The organism is Pseudoxanthobacter sp. M-2, from assembly GCF_046156265.1.
GTDB lineage: Bacteria > Pseudomonadota > Alphaproteobacteria > Rhizobiales > Segnochrobactraceae > CAMDHY01.
The window spans coordinates 132,509-151,809 of the sequence record NZ_JAWDIR010000002.1 but is presented as its reverse complement, the minus strand read 5'-3'; the positions used below and the strand labels follow the sequence as shown (position 1 = coordinate 151,809).

Below are 19,301 nucleotides of genomic sequence, written 5' to 3'. Positions count from 1 at the left end.
CACGCCAGATGCAACTATCAAGTGCTAAAGTGCAATAGAACAACCAAAGGTGAAGTCAGGGGATGGGCGGACCCTTGCCGGGCTCGCCGTCTGGCGGGGTCGTCAGCTTGGCGACGTCGCCGACGATCTCGGAGATGGTCGTCCGCTTCGTGCCCATGAAGGGGAGCGGACGGCAGACGTCGATGGCGGCGAGGCCGACGCGGGCGGTCATCAGCCCGTTGACGATTCCCTCGCCGAGGCGCGCCGACAGCCGCGAGGCGACGGAGCGCCCGACGATCTCGTGCACCAGCCCGTCGGTCGCGGCGAGGCCGCCGGTGACGGCGAGGTGGCCGAGGACGTGGCGGGCGAGGCGGAAGAAGCCGAGCGTGCCCGGCCGCCCGCCGTAGAGCGTCGACAGCCGGCGCGTCAGCGAGGCCGCCTCCGCCGCGACGTAGACGAGGTCGATCAGGGCGCGCGGCGACAGCGCGGTGACCACCGAGACGCGCCGCGCCGAGGCGACGACCATGGCACGGGCGCGCGCATCGAGCGGTGCCAGCACTTCCCGCTCGGCCAGCATCAACAGGTCGCGCCCGTCGATCACCTCGGCGAGATGGTCGGCCATGGCGGCGCGGCCGCGCGCCGTTTCCGGCCGGCCGGCATAGAGGGCGGTCACCCGGGCGACGACGGCTTCCGCCTTCGGACGGTCGTCGGCGGCAGCGGCCAGGGCGGCGTCGGCGCTGAGCGATTCGATCGCCGACAGCCGCGTCAGCGCCAGCACCTCGCGGCCGATGACGGCGAGCGCCGCCACGACGGCGAGCGCCGTCAGCACGGCGGCGAGCCAGCCGAGCCACTCGGCGCGGGTGAACAGGTCGCGGATCAGGGCATCGAGGGCGAGGCCGAGGGCGAGCGAGACGAGGCCGCCGGCGGCGGCGGTGAACAGCGTGCCCCAGCTGATGCCGCGCCGGCGCGGTGCGGGCGGCGGTGGCGGCTCGTCCTCGGCTTCCGGCACGATCACCGGCCGGTCGCCGGAGGGCGGGGCGGCACCGACGAACTCCGCCTCGTCGAGGCGGATCGCCGTCGGCCGGCGCCGCGGTGGCTCGGAGCGTGCGCTGCCCGGGCGCGGATCGCCCGTTCGGAAATCGCTCATGCCAGCCGGTCTCCGATCAGGAACTGCAGGGCGCGGTCGAGGCGGATGTGCGGCAGGTGCAGGCGGATGCCGTCCGGGTCCGGCTCGAGCTTCGGTGGGCGGAAGCGCGGGAAGCGCAAGGTTCCGTCGCCCTCGGCGCGGCCGAACACCGCCTCGGGATCGTCCGGCAGGTCGCCGGGGAAGAGGGCGATCTCGGTGGCGCCGTCATAGACCGTGCCGTCGACGCTCTCGCCGGCGATTGGCGTGCCGAGGATCGCCGGCAGGCGCTCGCCGCCGCGCCGGACGGTGGCTTCGCGCGTCGCCCGCACCGCGGCGATGGCGAGCACGTCGACCTCGGCGCCGGCGAACGAGGCGCGCTCGATGGCGCGGCCGACGAGACGGCGCAGGATCGCCTCCAGGCGGTCGTGGTCGCGGTGGTGCAGGTGGTCGGCCTTGGTGGCGGCGAACAGGATGCGATCGATGCGGCGGTCGACGAGACGGCCGAGGAAGGAGAGCCGGCCCGGTCGGAAGGCGGCGAGCACGTCGGCGAGCGTCCGCTCGAGCTCGGCGGTGGCGGCGGCGCCGCGGTCGAGGGCGGCGAGTGCGTCGACCAGCACGATCTGGCGATCGAGACGGGCGAAGTGGTCGCGGAAGAATGGCTTCACGATCTGCGTGCGGTAGGCCTCGTAGCGGCGCTCCATCAGCCCACTGAGCGTGCCGCGCACCGGAGTCGCGCCCTCCGGCAGCGGTAGCGGCGCGAAGGTCAGTGCCGGTGAGCCGGCGAGATCGCCGGGCATGAGGAAGCGGCCGGGCGGCTCGGCGGCGAGTGCCTCGGGATCGGCGCGGCGGGCGGACAGGTGGGCGGTGAACAGCGCGGCGAGGCCGGCGGCGGCCGCCTCGTCCTCGGGGCCGGCGGCGTCGGCGCCGTCGAGGGCGTAGAGGAAGCGCTGGGTCTCTGGGGCGTCGGCATGGGCGCGGGCGCGGGCGATCGCCTCACCCGCCCAGGCGGCATAGCTGCGGTCGATCAAGGCGAGGTCGAGCAGCCACTCGCCGGGATAGTCGACGATGTCGAGGTGCAGTCGGCCGCGGCCGAGGGTGCGGCCGAGGAAGGTCGCCGATTCGTAGTCGAGGGTGACGCGCAGCTCGGCGACGCGGCGGGTCGATTGCGGCCAGATGCGCGCGCCGACGAGGTCGGCGACGTGGGCCTCGTACTCGAACCGCGGCACGGTGTCGTCGGGCTGCGGCTCGAGGCGGGCGCGGGCGAGGCGGCCGGAGGCGGCGGGCTCGAACAGCGGCAGCCGGCCGCCGCGCGTCAGCGCGTGCACGAGGGCGGTGATGAACACGGTCTTGCCCGCCCGCGACAGGCCGGTGACGCCGAGCCGCACGGTGGGCGTGCCGATCTCGATCGCCCGGTCGGCGAGCGTGGCGAGGGCGAGACGGGCGTCGTCGCCGAGGGACCGCAAGCTCACGAAATTGTTACTGCCTCTGCGGGAGGGACGGCGACGCGCGCTCCGGAGGGGGACGGCGCGGGCCTGATGTAGGCATTCCGGAGCCCACCGCAATGCAGGCCGGGCCTGGGCTTACTGCCGGGAAACCCCGGCGCTTCCGAGCGCGCACACGCGTTTCGGACGATTCATTCCGCTGCATCGCACAATAAGAAAAAACAGGCTACTAGCCCCGCGGGCGGCGCCGACACCGCAGAACGCCTGATTGTGCGCCGCAAAATTTGATTAAGCGGCTGTATTATAACGTGGAAGAGTCGACCGACGGCAGCGAACTCACCACGCCTGCCCCGCCGACGTACTCGCCCCGCCACGTGCCTGGACGCATGGCGACGATCATTGCAGCTTGTGCATCGCGGGAGGTTGTGGTGTCTTGCCCTCGGCGGGGGCCAACTTTGTTCCCAGTGTGTCGGTCGGCGTTTTCAAGCCGGCGGTGCGTGGGGTGCGTTTGTAGAGGGAGCCCCGTCGATGGCCACAGTCCCCGGCAGCGAGAACGTAGAGTTCACGCGCGAGCAGAAGCAGATCATTGCCGACTTCCTTCCGGAGAAGAACAAAGACATCAATGTCGTCGAGTTCGATCCGCGGGACGCCCCGAATTTCCCGGGCTCCGAGTACAACTACGGCATCTTCACGGTCAACTTCGGCAAGTCCTACGAGATGGGTAACAATCTCGAAGGCCTGACGCTCGGCGAGACCGGCAACGCCAACATCACCGGCAACGATCTCGACAACCTCGTGCTCGGCAACATCGGCAACAACACGGTCGACGGCGGCAACGGCAACGACCTGCTGTTCGGTCTCGATGGACGCGACACGCTCGAGGGCGGCAAGGGCAGCGACTCGATCTTCGGCGGCAACGGCAGCGATTCGATCAAGGGCGGTGACGGTGCCGACCTGCTGCGCGGCGAGAACGGCGACGACACCATCAACGGCGGCAAGGGCCACGATTCGATCTCGGGCGATGCCGGTAACGACAGCCTGAGCGGCGGCGACGGCAACGACACCATCACCGGCGGCTCCGGCAAGGACACCATTCACGGCGGTGCCGGCAACGACGATCTCGAAGGTGGCGGCGGTGCCGACCGGCTGCACGGCGACGGCGGCCACGACGCGCTGTTCGGCCTCGGCGGCAACGACAAGCTGTTCGGCGACAGCGGCAACGACACCCTGTTCGGCGGCAGCGGCAACGACACGCTGAACGGCGGCAGCGGCAAGAACGAGCTCGTCGGCGGCAAGGGCAAGGACGTCTTCGACATCGACGATACCGGCAAGGGCACGAAGCAGACGATCGGCGACTTCGACCCCAAGCAGGACACCATCGACCTCAAGGACTTCAACACCAAGTTCGGCGACCTCAAGCTGCAGAACGACGGCGACGGCGTGCTCGTCCAGGTCAAGGGCAGCAAGGTGAAGATCCTCATCGAGGGCTTCGACAAGAACGACGTCAAGAAGGACTGGTTCGACTTCTGATCCACGCAAGCGTGGGCCGGCGGCGCCACGTGGCGCCCGCCGGCCCGCCAACGCGCCGTGGCGGGCGCCGCCGCGCGACGCTATGCTGGCCCCGCTTCGGGGGTGAGTGAGCGGGCGAGGGCGACGCGGGGATGCTGGCGCAACTGATCGACGTGCTTCTGGGTGAGGTCGCGCCCGCCCTCGGCGGTGCCGCAGAGCCCGAGGAGGCGGAGGCTTTCGTGGCCACCGCCCTGATGAAGGTCGCCGGCGCCTCGCCGACCGCGGGCCGCCGCGTCACCGACGCCGACCTGCCGCCCGAACTCGCGGCGCGCCTCGCACTGATGCCGGGCCTCACCGGTGGCGGCCGCCGCGCCGTGGCCGAGGCGCCGACGCTCTACGAGAGCATCTCCCGTCTCTTCTCCGACAAGGGTTTCCGCGCGCTCCTGCGCGAGCGCGCCGGCAAGACCGGACGGCTGTCGCCGGTCAACCGGATGATCTCGCTCGCGAGCGACATGCCGATGGCGGTGGCCCAGCAGGCCGAGGCGCTGCAGCGCTCGGTGGTCAAGGCGAGCGAGCGCCCGCCCGCCGCCTGGCAGCCGCAGGCGGTGGCGCGCAAGGGCGGTGCAGCCGTCGCGGGCCGGCCGGCCGAACCGATGGTCCGCGTCATCCGCGGCGGCGTCAACGGCGCCCGCCGGGCGACGGCGGCGGCCGCCGAGGCCGGCCGCCTGCGCGGCCGTACCGCCGAATTGCCGGCGGCGAAGGACCTGCCGAAGGGCATCGCCGCGCAGCTGTCGGACCGCTTCCCCTACAAGGCGCGCGGTCAGACGGTGGTGACCACCGTCGCCGACTTCGTCGCGGCGCTCGCCGACCCCGCCGAGCCCGGCATCACGCGGGCGGCGATGACCGGCTTCGTCGCCTCCGGCCGCGGCCTGATGCTCTGCCTGCTGCACCGCCTCACGGAGGCGGGGACGCTGCCGGTCGATCCGCGCCTTTCCCCCGACCTCGCGATGACGGCGGTGCGCGTCTACACCAACAACAACGCCGCCGAGACCGCCTACCGCGTCGCCCGCACGCTGCGCGACGGGCCGCTCCACGCGCAGCTGCCGGAGGGCGAGCAGCGCCGGCTGACGAACCTCATCGCCCGCGCTGCGCTGCGCTCCGGTCGCGTCGAGGAGGCCGCCCGCCTCTATCGCGAGACCTTCCTGCTCCACCCCGACGGGGCGGACGCCATCGTCAACTACTTCACCTCGATCTTCGGCACCGAGCCGGAGGCGGCCGTCTCGATCGGCAAGGCGATCCTGTCGAACGGCATCCAGGTGGCGCAGAACGACCTCGTCTTCATCGGCGACGTGCTGCTCTCGCGCGGCTGTCTCGACGAGGCGGAGGCAGCCTTCCTGCGCGTGCTGCGCGACGAGCCGACCTATGCCGACGGCTTCCTCGGCCTCGCCAATGTCGCGGCGGTGCGCGGCCGGCCGGCGCTGTGGTGGGGGGCGCTGCAGCGCTTCGGGCAGCTCTCCGGCCTGCGCCTCGACGGCGGCGACGGCGCGGCCGCGATCGGCCACCCCTTCGCCCTCACCGCCACGACGGAGCAGAGCCGCGACGGTCCGCTCGTCACCGTGGTGACCACCTGCTTCAACGGCGCCGAGACGCTGGAGGCTTCCGCCACGAGCGTGCTCGCCCAGAGCGCCGGCAACCTCGAGCTCTTCATCGTCGACGACGTCTCGACCGACGGCTCGCGCGCGCTGATCGAGGCGCTGGCGGCGCGCGACGAGCGAGTGAAGCCGATCTTCAACACCCGCAACATGGGCACCTACGCCTCGAAGAACCAGGCGATCGCGGCGGCGAGCGGCGCCTTCGTCACCTTCCACGATTCCGACGACTGGATGCACCCCGACCGCATCGCCACCCACGTCGCGGCGATGCAGGGCGGCGTCGCCTGCACGGCCTCGCAGTGGATCCGCATGGACCTCGCGGGCCGCTCGATCGTGCGGCGCGGCGGGCCCTATCTCCACCTGAACCCCGCCTCGACCTTCATCCGCCGGGAGGTGTTCGAGGCGATCGGCCCGTTCGACACGGTGCGGACGGGGGCGGATTCGGAGATCCTGTCGCGCATCCGCAACCACTACGGCCGCGATTCGGCGCCGACGCTCACCACCTGCCTCGGCGTCGGCCTCCATTCGGAGACCTCGCTGACCCAGTCCGGCGCCACCGCCTTCGACGAGTACCGCTACTCCCCCGTCCGCCTCGCCTACACCGAAGCCTGGCTCGCCTGGCACCTCGAGCGTCTCGAGAAGGGCCTGCCGATCGCCCTCAAGGACGGGGGGAGGCGGCCGTTCAAGGTGCCCGACGTGATCCGGTCGTGAAAGCATGGCATGGGAGCTATCGCTCTGGCCTGCACGCGGCGGAACCCAGATTATCCCATAGGGAAAGAAGGCGTGGTAGGCGGCACCGATCACGGCTTCTTCAACAGCGCCTGTAGCCGGATAGTGGCATGCCTGTCCTAAATCTCGGTTGAACAAATCAGCCAAAGGGCACTAGAGGTCGATACAATGTCAGCCGAAGCAGGTCACGCCTCGTTTTTCTTCTGTATCCCCCTGCAGCCGAAGGCGAACGCTAACAATTGGGAGCGGGTCTGCGCCGTTCTTAATCAGACTCTGAGATCCATCCAGAATCAGAAGAACCAGAATTTCACGGTCTTTCTGGCCGGCCAGGATCGTCCGGATATCGAGCCAGACATCAAGGTCAAGGTGAACTGGCTTCAAGCGGACTGGACCGTGCAGAATGCAAACAACGAGAAGCTGCGGGACAAGCGCCGAAAGCGCATCATCCTGCTGCGAGCCGTGCGAGAGGCCGGCGGTGGCTACGTGATGATGCTCGATGCTGATGATCTCGTCAGCAACCAGTTGGTTGAATACGTTCTGACGGATCGCAACCCGAATGGCTACATCATCGAGAGGGGCTATGCCTACGACTGGGGAAACGGGTGCATCGCGCCTATCCCGGGGGCCTGGTCCAAGACCTTCGATTCGGTCTGCGGCAGCTGCTCCGTCATCAAGTACGGCGTGGACGACTTGCCACCTGCGCGAAGCGCGGAGACGGAGGAAGGCGCCCGCCACCTGGCGATGCAACTCAAACAGCATTCCCAGTGGAAGCACGTCATGAGCGATCTCGGTCGGCCCCTGGCTGTGATTCCCTTTCCGGCGGCGGTCTACGTCCTGAACCACAGCAACAACCTGCACTACTCGATCAAGGCCATGCGCCAGGAGGAGGTGCCGTTGCGGATTGCCAAGCGGAAGCTGCCAGTCACACCGGAACTCAGCCAGGAATTTTCACTGCCAGCCGCGCCGGTGGCCGGATCGTGATGGCGGCGGGGTGCCGCCCCCTGCCTGGGGAGGGCGTGCTTCTCAGAGGCATGGCCGAGTGATAACTTGGATCAACGTCGTTTCGATTGGCACTGCGCAGAGCGGACGCCGCGCGAATTGTGAAGCGCGGAGCACCCCGCCATGGTTTCGTCGCGCTAAATGTACGGTAGTATCATATGCTGCAGAATATATCTGACCTGACGGTGCTTTTTATTGAATCTTGCAAGCTCGATAGGCACCTTCTGAAGGTGTGGGTATACAAAGACCGGTGTGTGGTTGCGGACTTTTTGTACAAGAAGATCAGATTTTCCTTTGACATTACTCCGTCCAAGGACGGGGCGGTCTCGATAGATATCCTTCAGAAGAACCAGGATTCCGCCTTCCGGATCATGGGCGGCGGTGACAGGAAGCGGACACTCGCGGCGGAGGTGCCCTTGCGGCAGGCGCTGGAGCGCATGCGAACCTCCGTGAATGATGTCCTGAAGACGATCGACACCGGAGTACCGCTCGGCGGCCCGTCATTGGGCGCCGAGGACGCCACAGGACTCGCGTCGGCGCCAACCCCCAAGCGCCCCGCACGCCCCGAGCCGATGAAGGTCGGCGTCCTGACCCTGCCCTTCAATGCGAACATCGGCGGCAATCTGCAGGGATACGCCCTCATCGAGGTGCTGAGGCGGATGGGGCACCAGCCGGTCCTCATCAACCGGCGGCGCGCCCCCAAGGGTGTGCGGGTCGATGATGCCCTCACCAAGACAGACACCGAAGCGCCGCTGTTGTCCGACACCATCGCATTGAGTCACGCTCCCAATCGCGCCTTCATCGAAAAGCATATCGCTCCGATCTCGCGGGAATTCTATTCGACGGCCCATCTCGGGAATAATGTCGACCAGTATGAATTCGATGCCATCGTCGTCGGCAGTGATCAGGTCTGGCGGCCGAAATATGCGAAGTCGATCCTGTTCGATTTCTTCATGAAGTTCCTTCCGGAAGAAAACAAGAGGGTCAAGCGGATAAGCTACGCGGCGTCATTCGGAACCGATGACTGGGAGTATGACACTGATCAGACGGCAGAGGTGGCGTCTCTGATCAAGCGCTTCAGCGCCGTATCCGTGCGGGAGGACAGTGGCGTAGGCCTGTGCCGCGACCATCTCGGGGTCGAAGCCCGCCATGTCCTCGACCCGACGCTGCTGCTGACGCCGGAGCACTATGCGCGTCTCTTCTCGCCCGCGCAGCGGCAGCAGCAGTCGGGACAGCTTCTGGCCTACATCCTGGATCGCAACGAGGACAAGACACGGGTCGTCGAGGAACTGTCCAGGAGGCTTTCCATCAGCCCCTATTCGACGACGGGTCTCCCGTTCGGCCCTGCGATCCCGCCTGAAGGCGACGAGGGGGACGCGTCGGTCGAAGGATGGCTTGCGGCGATCCAGCAGGCCGCCTTTGTCGTGACGGACAGCTTCCACGGGGCGGTGTTCTCGATTCTCTTCAACAAGCCCTTCATCGCCTACGGCAACCCGAAACGGGGAATGGCCCGCTTCGTCTCCTTGATGAGGATGCTGGGGTTGGAGGATCGACTGGTCGTCCAGCGCGGCGATATCGATGTCGATCGGATGCTGCAGCCGATCGATTGGGCGGCGGTCAATCGGCGCCTCGAGAGACTGCGCGGGGAGTCGCAGGAATTCCTCACCTCAGCCCTTTCAGGCGCAGCGGCCGGCGAACCGGTTGTCGCTCAGGCCCGAGCAAAGGTTGATGCCCCTCCAGTCTCCCAGCCCACGTTCGCGTCGAACTCCGATGCCTGGCTTGTTAGGAACCTAGAGAATTCAGTTGAACTGAAAGTCGCCCAGGGGGGAGCCGTTCGCGGAAATTTCGTCTGGTGCGAACTACCCCGTGCGCTAGAAAAGCAGAGTTCGTATAGGCTCACAATCAGATGGGCGGTACGCACGAAGAGGCGTTCTATAAATCTGTATGTTAGAAGCAGGGAGACTGGTAAATTCCATCAGATTGGGTCTGTTTCTGTTGGGGATGAGCCAACAAATCTAGGTCGAACTGATCTGATCGAGTTCATCCTGCCCGAGGATGACTACTCGCAGATCATGCTCAGCGCACTTAATTTTTCTGGCGAGCAAGCTGGTGCAGAAATCTTCAGTATCACAGTTCAGAAGCTGCAAGAGACAAGCAAGAGTGCAGCGGTAACGGACGAATCTGAGCGCAAACCTACATCGAACTTCGCCAGAAATTCGGAAAGACTGGCACTGCAGGACAACGAGCGATTTGTGAACGCTTACGAGGAGGGCGTCGGGAGCAGCAGTGGTGCCCGGGCCCGCCTTATGTGGCTCGCTCATGCGGTTGAGAAGGGGCTGAGCCATGCAGACTTCCGCGCGGGATTCGGTAAGGCTGCCATCCAGAAACTTGCGAATGAAATGGAGGCGTGGCTTGCAGCCGGGCGCCCGTCGGATGATCAGTTCTTTCGGGCGGCGGCGTCAGTGATGCATTTCTATTTCACACGGCACGACGGTCTCGGGATTGACGTGTCAGATGTGAAGGAGTTTTTCAGTGCCCCGGCGAAAGGCCTGATCGCTAAGGCTGGCGTCAGCCATGGCGGCGTTCTGGCCGCATCCGTTGTGCGCGAGGCGAGGGTGTACGCCGGCCGGGAGCGTAGTTTTCTGGACGTTGTTTATGGCAGACGCAGCGTTCGTGAGTTTACATCCGAGCCAGTAAAGGACGAGCATATCAGATTTGCCGTCCAGATCGCCCAGCTGGCGCCATCGGTTTGCAACAGACAGGCACCACGCGTCCACCGGTTTACGGATCCCGCTACAATTCGGGCAGCTGTCGATTTGCAGCGCGGCTTCCGCGGTTATAAAATGCCGCCGAACCTGTTATTGGTGACAAGTGATTTGACTGCTATGCTATCACCAAACGAGCGCAATCAAGCTTTCATTGATGGTGGACTCTTCATGATGTCACTTTTGCTCGGGCTGGAGCAGGTGGGACTCGGTTCGTGCTGTCTGAATACGGCGATGAATGCGGAGCGAGAGAACGCAATTCGTAAAGTTGTGAAGATCCCCGAAACTGAGGTCTTCATTTCATTTGTTGCCGTCGGTCACTTCGTGCCAACGGTTTTGACGCCGGTTTCGGTGCGGTACCCAGTCGACGAGGTGCTGACTCACCACGTTGCCTCTGCGGCCCACTGACACCGGTGGGCGGATGGCTTTCGGTAGGGCTTCGCCGCTGTCTTTGCCGGATGCTTGCGATCGCCTGTAACATGATGGTTGGCATCACGCCTTCGCCGGCTCCTCCGAGGCGGTTAACCCTCCTGCTCTGTATATTTGATGAACGCAGGAACGGGCTTCCGTTCCCTCTTTAGCGTCTCGAAGTAGCTTTCTTTGGTGGCAATTGTCCTGCCCGTCCAAAAAACGTCTCTAGTCGTCACTCGGCATGGGTTTCCAGCCGCCGCGCAATTGTTGAAGATCTTGCCGGCCAACACGCTATATGAGCCAATCACGGAGCCGTTGCCTACTCTCGCGCCCGCCAAAATCCTTGCCCCCTGCCCGAGCCAGACTCTTTCTCCGATGTCGACGCCATCCTTGCTGCGCTTGACGCCGTCGGCGACGCTGTACAATCCATGAGCTCGTGACGAGTAAATCAGAACGTCGCGGGCAATCATGCATCCTGCACCTATCCTGGCGAAACTGCCGTGCGAGCAAAATATGGTCAGGCCGCGGATCGTTTCAGGCGACTTTACGACCACATTAGAACCATTGGCGCAGGCAATATCAAGCCGCTTGGTACTTCTGATTCCTTCGATGACGATTGAGTTGCCTCGCCCCGTCAAAAATAATCTTGTTCTCTTTAGCGACTCATCAAAAATTGGCCCCCTTATCGCAATCGATGTGCCACTCTCCGAAGTGTAGTCTAGACCGCCCCCTCCGCCAAATTTCTTATAGAGTTCAAAGGCGTTGCAACCGAACAAGGGGATGTCGGGAAACTGGTTCATCCTCACCCTTTTGAATGGTGAAGACTGCTTTGAGTTACCGGCTATAGCTTTTCGGTAACTCGTTGCAATTGTATCTTGAGCCATATCGTTTCAGACCTTACTGCGTGAAAGTTACCGTTAGGTTCGGACCGGCCGGACGCCAAACCGTACAATAACAGGGATTGTAGGGTCCGAGCTGTACTACCTCAAGTGAAATGTCTGATGCGAAGACCTCACTTTTGGGCGCGAAGCAGACTGCTCCGGGATGGCATCGTGAGTCCGGTGTTGAGGCGGCCGCAACAATCCTCATGCGCTCGAGAAATGCCTGGGAGCCAGCCGCGTCGTTTAAGATGTGGAGCGGGCTCAAGCCGAACTGGCCGTCTGCGGTGCTTCGACCTTTGATCGTGCTGCGAGAAAAGACTTTCGCCCTCTCCCATGCCAAGGATTTGACCCTCCCCTGATCTGCCGCGGCTTCCTCGGCCCCGCGTGCGCAGGCTCGGCGCCGGCCTGGTGCCATGCATGTGGCAAACCGGACGCCGCGCGAGCAAGAGGATGTGCGGGCGCTTTTCGCCGGCCGGGACCGCAGCTCCGGGCGGATCGAGGTCCACATGGATGTGATCCTGGCTCTGCTGGGGCGACACTGGACCTGACGTTCGAGGAACTCCGCCAGATGCTGGTCGACACCCCGGGTCAACGCCGGGGCAGGCTGCGGTCTCCGGCCAACGCGTCGCCTCGCGGTGGGCGCTGCCGGTGCGGCGAACGCCTGTGGTTCGGCGCACCCCACGGGCTCTGGAGAACCACCACTGTCGTCACCGGTATCGTTGGCCGCCTCCTGGGCCGCCGTCGGCCGCATCGTCGAACTCTTCAGGCCAGCCGAGTGCCGCGACACCGTCGCCGACGCACGCAGCCACAGAGACGCCCGGGGCGCGCGTTGAGATTCTGCGCGGCGTTGACTAGATGGATCCGGTATGCGGGTCCTGTTCATCGAAGACCATGAGGCCCTGGCGCAGGCGATCGGCGGGGCGCTGCGTCGTGCGGGCTTTGCCGTCGACCAGGTCGGCACGCTGCTCGAGGCGCGGGAGGCGCTGGCGCTGGCCGAGTACGACCTGGCGCTGCTCGACGTCGGCCTGCCCGACGGCAGCGGCACCGACCTGATCCCCGACCTGCGCGAAAAACATGCGACGCCGGTGATCCTGCTGACGGCGCGCGGCGCGCTGGGCGACCGGATCGAGGGCCTGAACAGCGGTGCCGACGACTATGTCGTCAAGCCGGTCGAAATCCCGGAACTGATCGCGCGCTGCCGCGCCGTGCTGCGTCGTCCGGGCAACCGGACCAGCGCCATCCTGACGGCCGGGCATCTTCTGCTCGACACGGTTCACCGCGAGGCACGCCGCGGCACCGAGGTGCTCGGCTTCAGCCGCCGGGAGCTCGGCGTCCTCGAACTCCTGATGCGGCGGAAGAACAGGGTGGTGCCGCGTCAACTGCTGCTCGAGACGATCTACGACCGCGATGAAGAGGTGTCGCCGAATGCGATCGATGCCGCGGTGTCGCGGGTCCGCCGCGCCCTCGGCACGGAGAGCGGCGTCGACCTGCAGACGGTGCGCGGCGTCGGGTGGATGCTCATGGATGCTTCCGACCCATGAGAACCAGACAGCTGCAGAGCCTGAAGACGATCCTCGGGCGGCGCCTGATCATCATTGCTGCAGCGGTGATCCTCGCCAACATCGCCTTCGTCGCGTTCTTCGATGCGTCCGACCGGTCGTCGCTGATCAGCGACGTCACGACCAACGAACTCGGACGCCTCGAGCTCGCCCTGAAGGCCGATCCCGAGGGCGGTGGCGACCTGAATGCCCGGGTGTCCGACATCTATGAGCGCCATCCGGAGGCCTACGCCTTCGTTGTGGTGGATGCGGGCGGCAGGCCGATCGCCGGCGCGAATGTCGACCTGTTCCCCGACGGTGCCCTGAAGGGGGTCGCGCTGGCGCCCGACTGGCTCGCATGGCCGAACAAGTCCGATACGCTGCCCGTCATCGCCTCGCACACCATCGTGGCCGGCACCGGCGCCGACGCGGCCGCCGGCGGCACGAGCAGCGCGACGATCCTGTTCATGATGCGCTCCGACCCCGCCAACCTGATCCGGTGGGAGATCTGGGACGAGTTCAGCGGCCATGTGCTGCTGCCGCTCGCGCCGATCACCATCCTGCTGATCGGCGGGACCTGGCTGATGATGCGACGTGTCCTCGCGCCGGTCGCCGAGGCGGCCGGCTGGGCGCGCTCGATCCGCCCGGGAAAGCCCTTGCCACCCTTCCCCGACCAGGGACGGTCGACGGAGATCGAGGATCTGATGGATGCGGTCCGCCGCAGTCTCGATCGCCTGAACTCGGAGCTCGATGCCGAGCAGCGACGGGCGGGCGAGGCCGCACATGCCCTGCGCACGCCGGTGGCCGTTCTCGTCGCGCGTCTCGACGAGCTGCGTGACGGTCCGCAGACCGACCAGCTTCGTGCGGATGTGCTCGCGCTTTCCCGCACGGTGACGCAGTTCCTGTCGTCGGCGGGCGCCGACCGGCTCGAGCTGGACGAGGCGGATCGGGCCGATCTCGGCGAAGTCGCCGAGGGCGTGGTCGCCGATCTCGCCCCGTTCGCTCTGCGGCGCGGCACCGAGATCGAGGTCGTCGTGCACGAGGCGCCCTGCCTCGTGCACGGCTCGAAGAACGCCATTGCGCTGGCGCTCACCAACCTCGTCGAGAACGCGATCTACCACGGCGGTTCGGCGCTGGTTTCGGTGACGGTGGGGCCGGGACCGCAGATCAGCGTTCGCGACCGCGGCCCGGGTCTGCCGCCGGGCGACAGTGAAGCGCTCTTCAAGCCGTTCTGGCGGGGGCCTCGCGCCGAGCGCGGCGGGGCCGGGCTCGGACTGGCCATCGTGGCGCGCATCCAGCGATCCCACGGCGGGGGGATCGAGGCCAGCGATGCCCCCGGTGGCGGTGCCGAGTTCCGCCTGTCCTATCGCGCCGCCTGACCGGGCGCGAAGCTCGTCAGAGACCCGTCAGAAACGACCTCTACCTGTCACCGTCAGACGCATGAGGGGCCAAGTCCTCGTCAGGCGTTCGATGTCCGGCCGCGGGCGCGGCCGCAACAGGAGGAGAGACGAGATGCGGGACCTGAAGGTCGAAGAACTCGCCCATGTCTACGGCGCCGGCGGCTCGGGTCGCGAGCGGAAGAAGGGCAAGGGCAAGGGCCGGGGCCGCGGCGGCGCGAGCCGGAGCGTGTCGCGCTCGGTCAGCCGCAGCGTGTCGCGGACTGTCAGCCGCAGTTGATTTCAGGGGCAGCGCCGGCCGCGAAACGGCCGGACTGGGACGTCCGACCGTGCGCCTCTCGGGAATGACCGGGGCGCACGGTCGAGGCGTGATCGAGGGACGTGCAGACCCATGCCTGAGGGAAACATCCACAGCGCCCCGACAGCGACGGCGTCCGCCGGCGGCGTCGGGTCGGCGTGGGGCGCCGGACGGGTCTCCTGCGACGGTCCGCGCGTCGAGGAGGAGATCTGGCTGCTCGGCCAGCCGAGCCTCTCCGACTATCTGAGCCATGTCCGCAAGGCGGTCGTGGGCGGCGGCGATCTGGAGACGGCCGCGCTCGTCGATGGCTGGCGCGCCGCCAACGACGTCTACGCCGACCTCGAGAAGAGCGAGGCCGGGATCGCCGACGCCGTCGAATGTCTCGATCTTCCGGACGCGATGGCCCCCCTCGCCGCCGACCTGTCGCGGACCGCGCCGTTCCGGCGGGCGTTCGACAAGATGCCCACGACCTTCGGCATGGTCGAGCTGGACAAGATCGTGGTGTCGCAGCGGCGCGTCGCGCGCCACTTCGTCGACGCCCTCGCCGCACGGCTGGCGCCGCGACCCGGCCCGGCCGATCTGTTCCGGTTCTGCCATCCGGCGGAGCGCCGGGATCCGCCGGTGCGGATGCGCCGCCTCGACGGGCAACGCTTCCTGTTCATGTCCGACTCCAACGATCTGCGCTTCCACGAGACGGCGCAGCTGCGGCCCGAGCAACTCGCGGACTACGAGCCGTTCGGCCCGATCAGTGCGGTGCTCGCCCTGGTGGTCGGCTACGGTTCGAACTTCCTCAGCGTCATCCGCTCGGACGACCGAATGGTGCTGCACAACGGCTATCATCGCGCCGTCGCCCTGCGCGCGGCCGGCTTCACCCATGCGCCCTGCATCATCCAGACGGTCACCCGACGAGACGAACTCGAGCTGACGGCCGCCTCTGCGGTGGCGGAGGATGCAGCCTTCTACCTGCGCGCTGCGCGCCCACCGGTGCTCAAGGACTTCTTCGACCCACGTATCCGGACGTTCCTGCCGTCCCGCCGCGCCGAGCGCTATCTCGAGGTGACGATCGCCGTCCGGGACTACACGGTCTATCACGAGTGAACGCTCGGGCCCCTGCTCCTGCCAGGAGCGAGACGACACCGGCGCCGCTGTTCCGGGCGGAAGCCGTGGCCGAACAACAGGACCGCTGGCTCGGCACGGTCCTCGTCGTGCCGAAGCTGTCGCACACCCTGCAGACGATCGTCGTCACCCTGCTGGTGGCGGGAATTCTCGGTCTGCTCGCCTTCGGTCAGTACACCCGCAAGGCCCGTCTCAGCGGGTTCCTGGTGCCGGAGACCGGGCTCATCGAGATCGTCGCCGCCCAGGGCGGCACTCTGACCGCGCTGCCCGTGCGGGAGGGGCAGGACGTCGCCGCCGGTACCCGTCTGGCGGTGCTGTCCGGCGAGCGCCGCAGCGAGGCACTGGGGGCCACCCAGGAAGAAGTCGTTCGGTCGCTGCGGGAACGCCGCGACAGCCTCGTCGCCGAGCGCGAGCGCCATCAGGCCCTCGTGCAGGTCCACGCCGAGGCCAAGGCGACGCGTCTCGCCGCCCTGCGCCGCGAGGTCCTGGATGTCGAGGCGGAGGCGGAGCTGATCCGCGCGCAGCAGGCGCTGGCCGAATCGATGGCCGCGCGTCTCCGCGATCTGCGCGCCCGGGGACTGACGACCGAAGCCGCCCTCTACGACGCCGAAAAGGACCTCCTCGACGAAGGACTGGCCCTCCAGCAGCTGGCACGGCAGCGCAACGCGCTGGCGCGCGACATCCGCGAGATCGAGGCGTCGCTGCGGGAGGCGCCGCTGCTGGCGGATCAGAAGCGCGCGGAAATCGCCCGTGCCATCGCTGCCGTCGATCAGGACATCGCAGAGGCGGAGGCGCAGCGCGAATTCGTCGTGACCGCGCCGCAGGCGGGAACGGTCACGGCGCTGCGCGCGTCCGTCGGGGGAACGGTTCCGCCCGGTTCCGCCCTGATGACCCTCGTTCCCGCCGGCACCAGACTGCAGGCGGAGCTCTATGGTCCGAGCAGCGCCATCGGCTTCGTGCGCGCCGGTCAGCGTGTGCTCCTGCGCTATGAGGCCTATCCCCATCAGAAATTCGGAGCCTACGAGGGCACCGTCGCCTCGGTCTCCCGCGCCCCGGTGGCGCAGGCGGAGAGCCCGGACCGCCCCGCCGTCGCCGATGGCGCTCGGGTGGCATCGGACGCGCTCTACCGGGTCACGGTGACGCTCGCCGCACAGACCGCGCGCGCCTATGGCGAGATCGCGCCGCTGCAGCCCGGGATGCAGTTGCAGGCGGATGTGCTGATCGAGACCCGGCGGCTCTACGAGTGGATCCTCGATCCCCTCTATTCGCTGACCGGCCGGGGCGACGCATGAACGTGGAGGGGCTCCAGTTCGGCTGGGGCCGGCGGCTGCCGGTCATCCTGCAGGCCGAGGCGGCGGAGTGCGGGCTTGCGTGCCTCGCGATGATCGCCGGCTATCACGGCCACCATGCCGATCCCGGCGCGCTTCGCCGGCGCCACGGCTTCTCGCTGAAGGGCGCGACGCTGAAGGACGTGATCACTGTGGCCGACCGGCTCGGCCTCGCGTCGCGGCCGCTGCGGCTCGATCTGCACGAACTCGCCATGCTCCAGACCCCGTGCGTGCTGCACTGGGACCTCAATCACTTCGTGGTGTTGAAGTCGGTCGGGCGGTCCGGCGTGACGATCCACGATCCCGCCGAGGGCCTGCGCCGGCTTTCGCTCGCCGACGTCTCGCGGCACTTCACCGGCGTGGCGCTGGAACTGACGCCCACCGGCGGCTTCGAGGCGGCGGAGGCGCCGCCGCGCGTCCGGATCCGCGCGCTCCTCGGCCGCGTGATCGGGATGCGGCGCGCGCTCGGCCATCTGCTGCTGCTCGCCTTCGCGCTCGAGGTCATGGCGCTTCTGGCGCCGATGTTCCTCGCGCTGACGGTGGATCAGGCGATCGTCTCCGCCGACCGGGACCTGTTGCTGACGCTCGCCGTCGCCTTCGGTCTGCTGCTCATGCTGCGGACCGGCGTGGGCTTCTTGCGGGACTGGATGCTGATGACCCTCGGCGCCTCGATCAAGGTGCAGTCCCGCAAGAACCTGTTCACCCATCTCGTGGCGCTTCCGGCCCGCTACTTCGAGACCCGGCACGTCGCCGACGTGATGTCACGCTTCGAGAGCCAGGACACGATCCTGCAGGCCCTGACCACGGATCTGGTGGTCGCCCTGCTCGATGGGCTGATGTGCGTCGTGACGGTGGCCGTGATGTTCGTGCTGGCCCCGGCGCTCGCGACCCTCGCGCTGGCGGGGGCCGTCCTCTATGGGCTGCTGCGCTGGGCCTTCTACGCGCCGCTGCGGCAGGCTTCCTTCGAAGCGATCGTCTGGGCGGCCCGGCGAGACAGCCATTTCCTCGAGACCGTGCGCGGCATGAAGACCGTCAAGCTGTTCAATGGACAGCGGGATCGGCGGGCGCACTGGCTCAATCTCCTCGTCGAGACGACCAACCGGCAACTGGCGACGCAACGGCTGAAGCTGCTGTTCAAGACGGCCAACGCCCTGCTGCTCGGGACGCTCGGCATTCTCGTGGTCTATCTCGCTGCCCGGATGGTCCTCGACAATGTCTTTTCTGTCGGGCTGCTCGTCGCCTTCCTCGCCTACATGGACATGTTCCTGCGCCGTGCCAGCGGTCTCATCGACACGGTCGTGGATCTGCGCATGCTCGGGCTGCATGCCGAGCGTCTCGCCGACATCGCTCTGACCGCACCGGAGCCGGTGTCGGATCCTGTCCTGCGGGAGGGGAAAGCCACGCCGATCGGGATCGAAGCGCGCGAAGTCTCCTTCCGCTACGGACCGAACGAGCCCTTCGTGCTGGAGAACGTCAGCTTCACCATCGAAGCGGGGGCCTCCGTCGCCATTGCCGGCCCGTCTGGTTGCGGCAAGACGACCCTGTTGAAGCTCCTCTGCGGGCTGCTCGAGCCGACCTCCGGCCAGATCCTGGTGGACGGCGTCTCCCTGGCGCGGATCGGCCCGGAGGCATGGCGGGCGCGGATCGGCGTCGTCATGCAGGACGATGTGCTCTTCGCCGGCTCGATCGCCGATAACATCGCCTTCTTTGCCGCCGACGCCGATGCCGACAAAGTCGAGGACAGCGCCCGCAGGGCCGCGGTGCACGACGACATCGCGGCGATGCCGATGGGCTATGGCACGTTGATCGGCGACATGGGCACGAGCCTGTCGGGCGGGCAGAAGCAGCGGGTGCTGCTCGCCCGGGCGCTCTATCGGAGGCCGGGTCTGCTGCTGCTCGACGAAGCGACGAGCCACCTCGATGTCGCGCGCGAGCAGACGGTGAACGAGACGCTCTCGGGCCTCGCCATCACCCGGATCGTCGTGGCGCACCGTCCCGACACGATCCGCGCCTCCGCTCGCGTCATTCACCTCGACCGAGGCCGCATCCGCAATGAAGTGGACGCTGCTCCCGCCTTGTAGAATGCCCGCAGCGAGAAGCAGGGCGGACCCCCGCAAAATCAGGATGGTTC

Annotated in this window: 13 protein-coding genes; 10 read left to right on the top strand and 3 right to left on the bottom strand. The window is 67.0% G+C overall.

What is annotated here, in order from left to right; translation table 11 throughout:
* Window positions 1–55: 55 nt before the first annotated feature.
* On the bottom strand, window positions 56–1,126 hold the full coding sequence (locus RUR49_RS01670) for a YcjF family protein (RefSeq protein ID WP_409144593.1): 1,071 nt from the start codon (window positions 1,124–1,126) through the stop codon (window positions 56–58).
* On the bottom strand, window positions 1,123–2,574 hold the full coding sequence (locus RUR49_RS01665; RefSeq protein WP_409144592.1) for a YcjX family protein: 1,452 nt from the start codon (window positions 2,572–2,574) through the stop codon (window positions 1,123–1,125). Before RUR49_RS01665 ends, RUR49_RS01670 begins: the two co-directional genes overlap by 4 nt.
* Before the next feature lie 501 nt (window positions 2,575–3,075).
* Here RUR49_RS01665 and RUR49_RS01660 point away from each other — a divergent pair.
* The 4 genes from RUR49_RS01660 (at window position 3,076) to RUR49_RS01645 (ending at window position 10,609) form a co-directional block, all read left to right on the top strand.
* Window positions 3,076–4,077, top strand: a complete 1,002-nt coding sequence (locus RUR49_RS01660; RefSeq protein WP_409144591.1) for a calcium-binding protein — start codon at window positions 3,076–3,078, stop codon at window positions 4,075–4,077.
* 131 nt (window positions 4,078–4,208) lie between these two features.
* Window positions 4,209–6,419, top strand: a complete 2,211-nt coding sequence (locus RUR49_RS01655) for a glycosyltransferase (protein WP_409144590.1) — start codon at window positions 4,209–4,211, stop codon at window positions 6,417–6,419.
* A gap of 186 nt (window positions 6,420–6,605) precedes the next feature.
* Complete coding sequence (locus RUR49_RS01650) at window positions 6,606–7,418, top strand: glycosyltransferase family A protein (RefSeq protein WP_409144589.1); 813 nt, start codon at window positions 6,606–6,608, stop codon at window positions 7,416–7,418.
* A 287-nt stretch (window positions 7,419–7,705) separates the two neighbouring features.
* Window positions 7,706–10,609: a polysaccharide pyruvyl transferase family protein gene (locus tag RUR49_RS01645; RefSeq protein ID WP_409144588.1), complete on the top strand. Its 2,904-nt coding sequence runs from the start codon at window positions 7,706–7,708 to the stop codon at window positions 10,607–10,609.
* Between the two features lie 113 nt (window positions 10,610–10,722).
* On the opposite strand, the gene RUR49_RS01640 is transcribed toward RUR49_RS01645, so the two are convergent.
* Window positions 10,723–11,412: an acyltransferase gene (locus RUR49_RS01640; protein WP_409144587.1), complete on the bottom strand. Its 690-nt coding sequence runs from the start codon at window positions 11,410–11,412 to the stop codon at window positions 10,723–10,725.
* A 947-nt stretch (window positions 11,413–12,359) separates the two neighbouring features.
* Here RUR49_RS01640 and RUR49_RS01635 point away from each other — a divergent pair.
* From RUR49_RS01635 to RUR49_RS01610, 6 genes are all read left to right on the top strand, one after another.
* Window positions 12,360–13,034 carry a response regulator transcription factor gene (locus RUR49_RS01635; RefSeq protein ID WP_409144586.1) on the top strand — a complete coding sequence of 225 codons (675 nt, stop codon included), beginning with the start codon at window positions 12,360–12,362 and terminating at the stop codon, window positions 13,032–13,034.
* Window positions 13,031–14,410 carry a sensor histidine kinase gene (locus tag RUR49_RS01630; RefSeq protein WP_409144585.1) on the top strand — a complete coding sequence of 460 codons (1,380 nt, stop codon included), beginning with the start codon at window positions 13,031–13,033 and terminating at the stop codon, window positions 14,408–14,410. The genes RUR49_RS01635 and RUR49_RS01630 overlap by 4 nt, the downstream gene beginning before the upstream one ends.
* A gap of 133 nt (window positions 14,411–14,543) precedes the next feature.
* Complete coding sequence (locus tag RUR49_RS01625) at window positions 14,544–14,708, top strand: hypothetical protein (protein WP_409144584.1); 165 nt, start codon at window positions 14,544–14,546, stop codon at window positions 14,706–14,708.
* A 111-nt stretch (window positions 14,709–14,819) separates the two neighbouring features.
* Entirely contained in the window at window positions 14,820–15,824 is a 1,005-nt protein-coding gene (locus RUR49_RS01620; RefSeq protein ID WP_409144583.1) for a hypothetical protein, read from the top strand.
* Window positions 15,825–15,931: 107 nt separating this feature from the next.
* Window positions 15,932–17,134, top strand: coding sequence for an HlyD family secretion protein (locus RUR49_RS01615; RefSeq protein WP_409144582.1), 1,203 nt, complete (start codon window positions 15,932–15,934; stop codon window positions 17,132–17,134).
* Entirely contained in the window at window positions 17,131–19,251 is a 2,121-nt protein-coding gene (locus tag RUR49_RS01610) for a peptidase domain-containing ABC transporter (RefSeq protein WP_409144581.1), read from the top strand. The genes RUR49_RS01615 and RUR49_RS01610 overlap by 4 nt, the downstream gene beginning before the upstream one ends.
* Window positions 19,252–19,301: the final 50 nt, after the last annotated feature.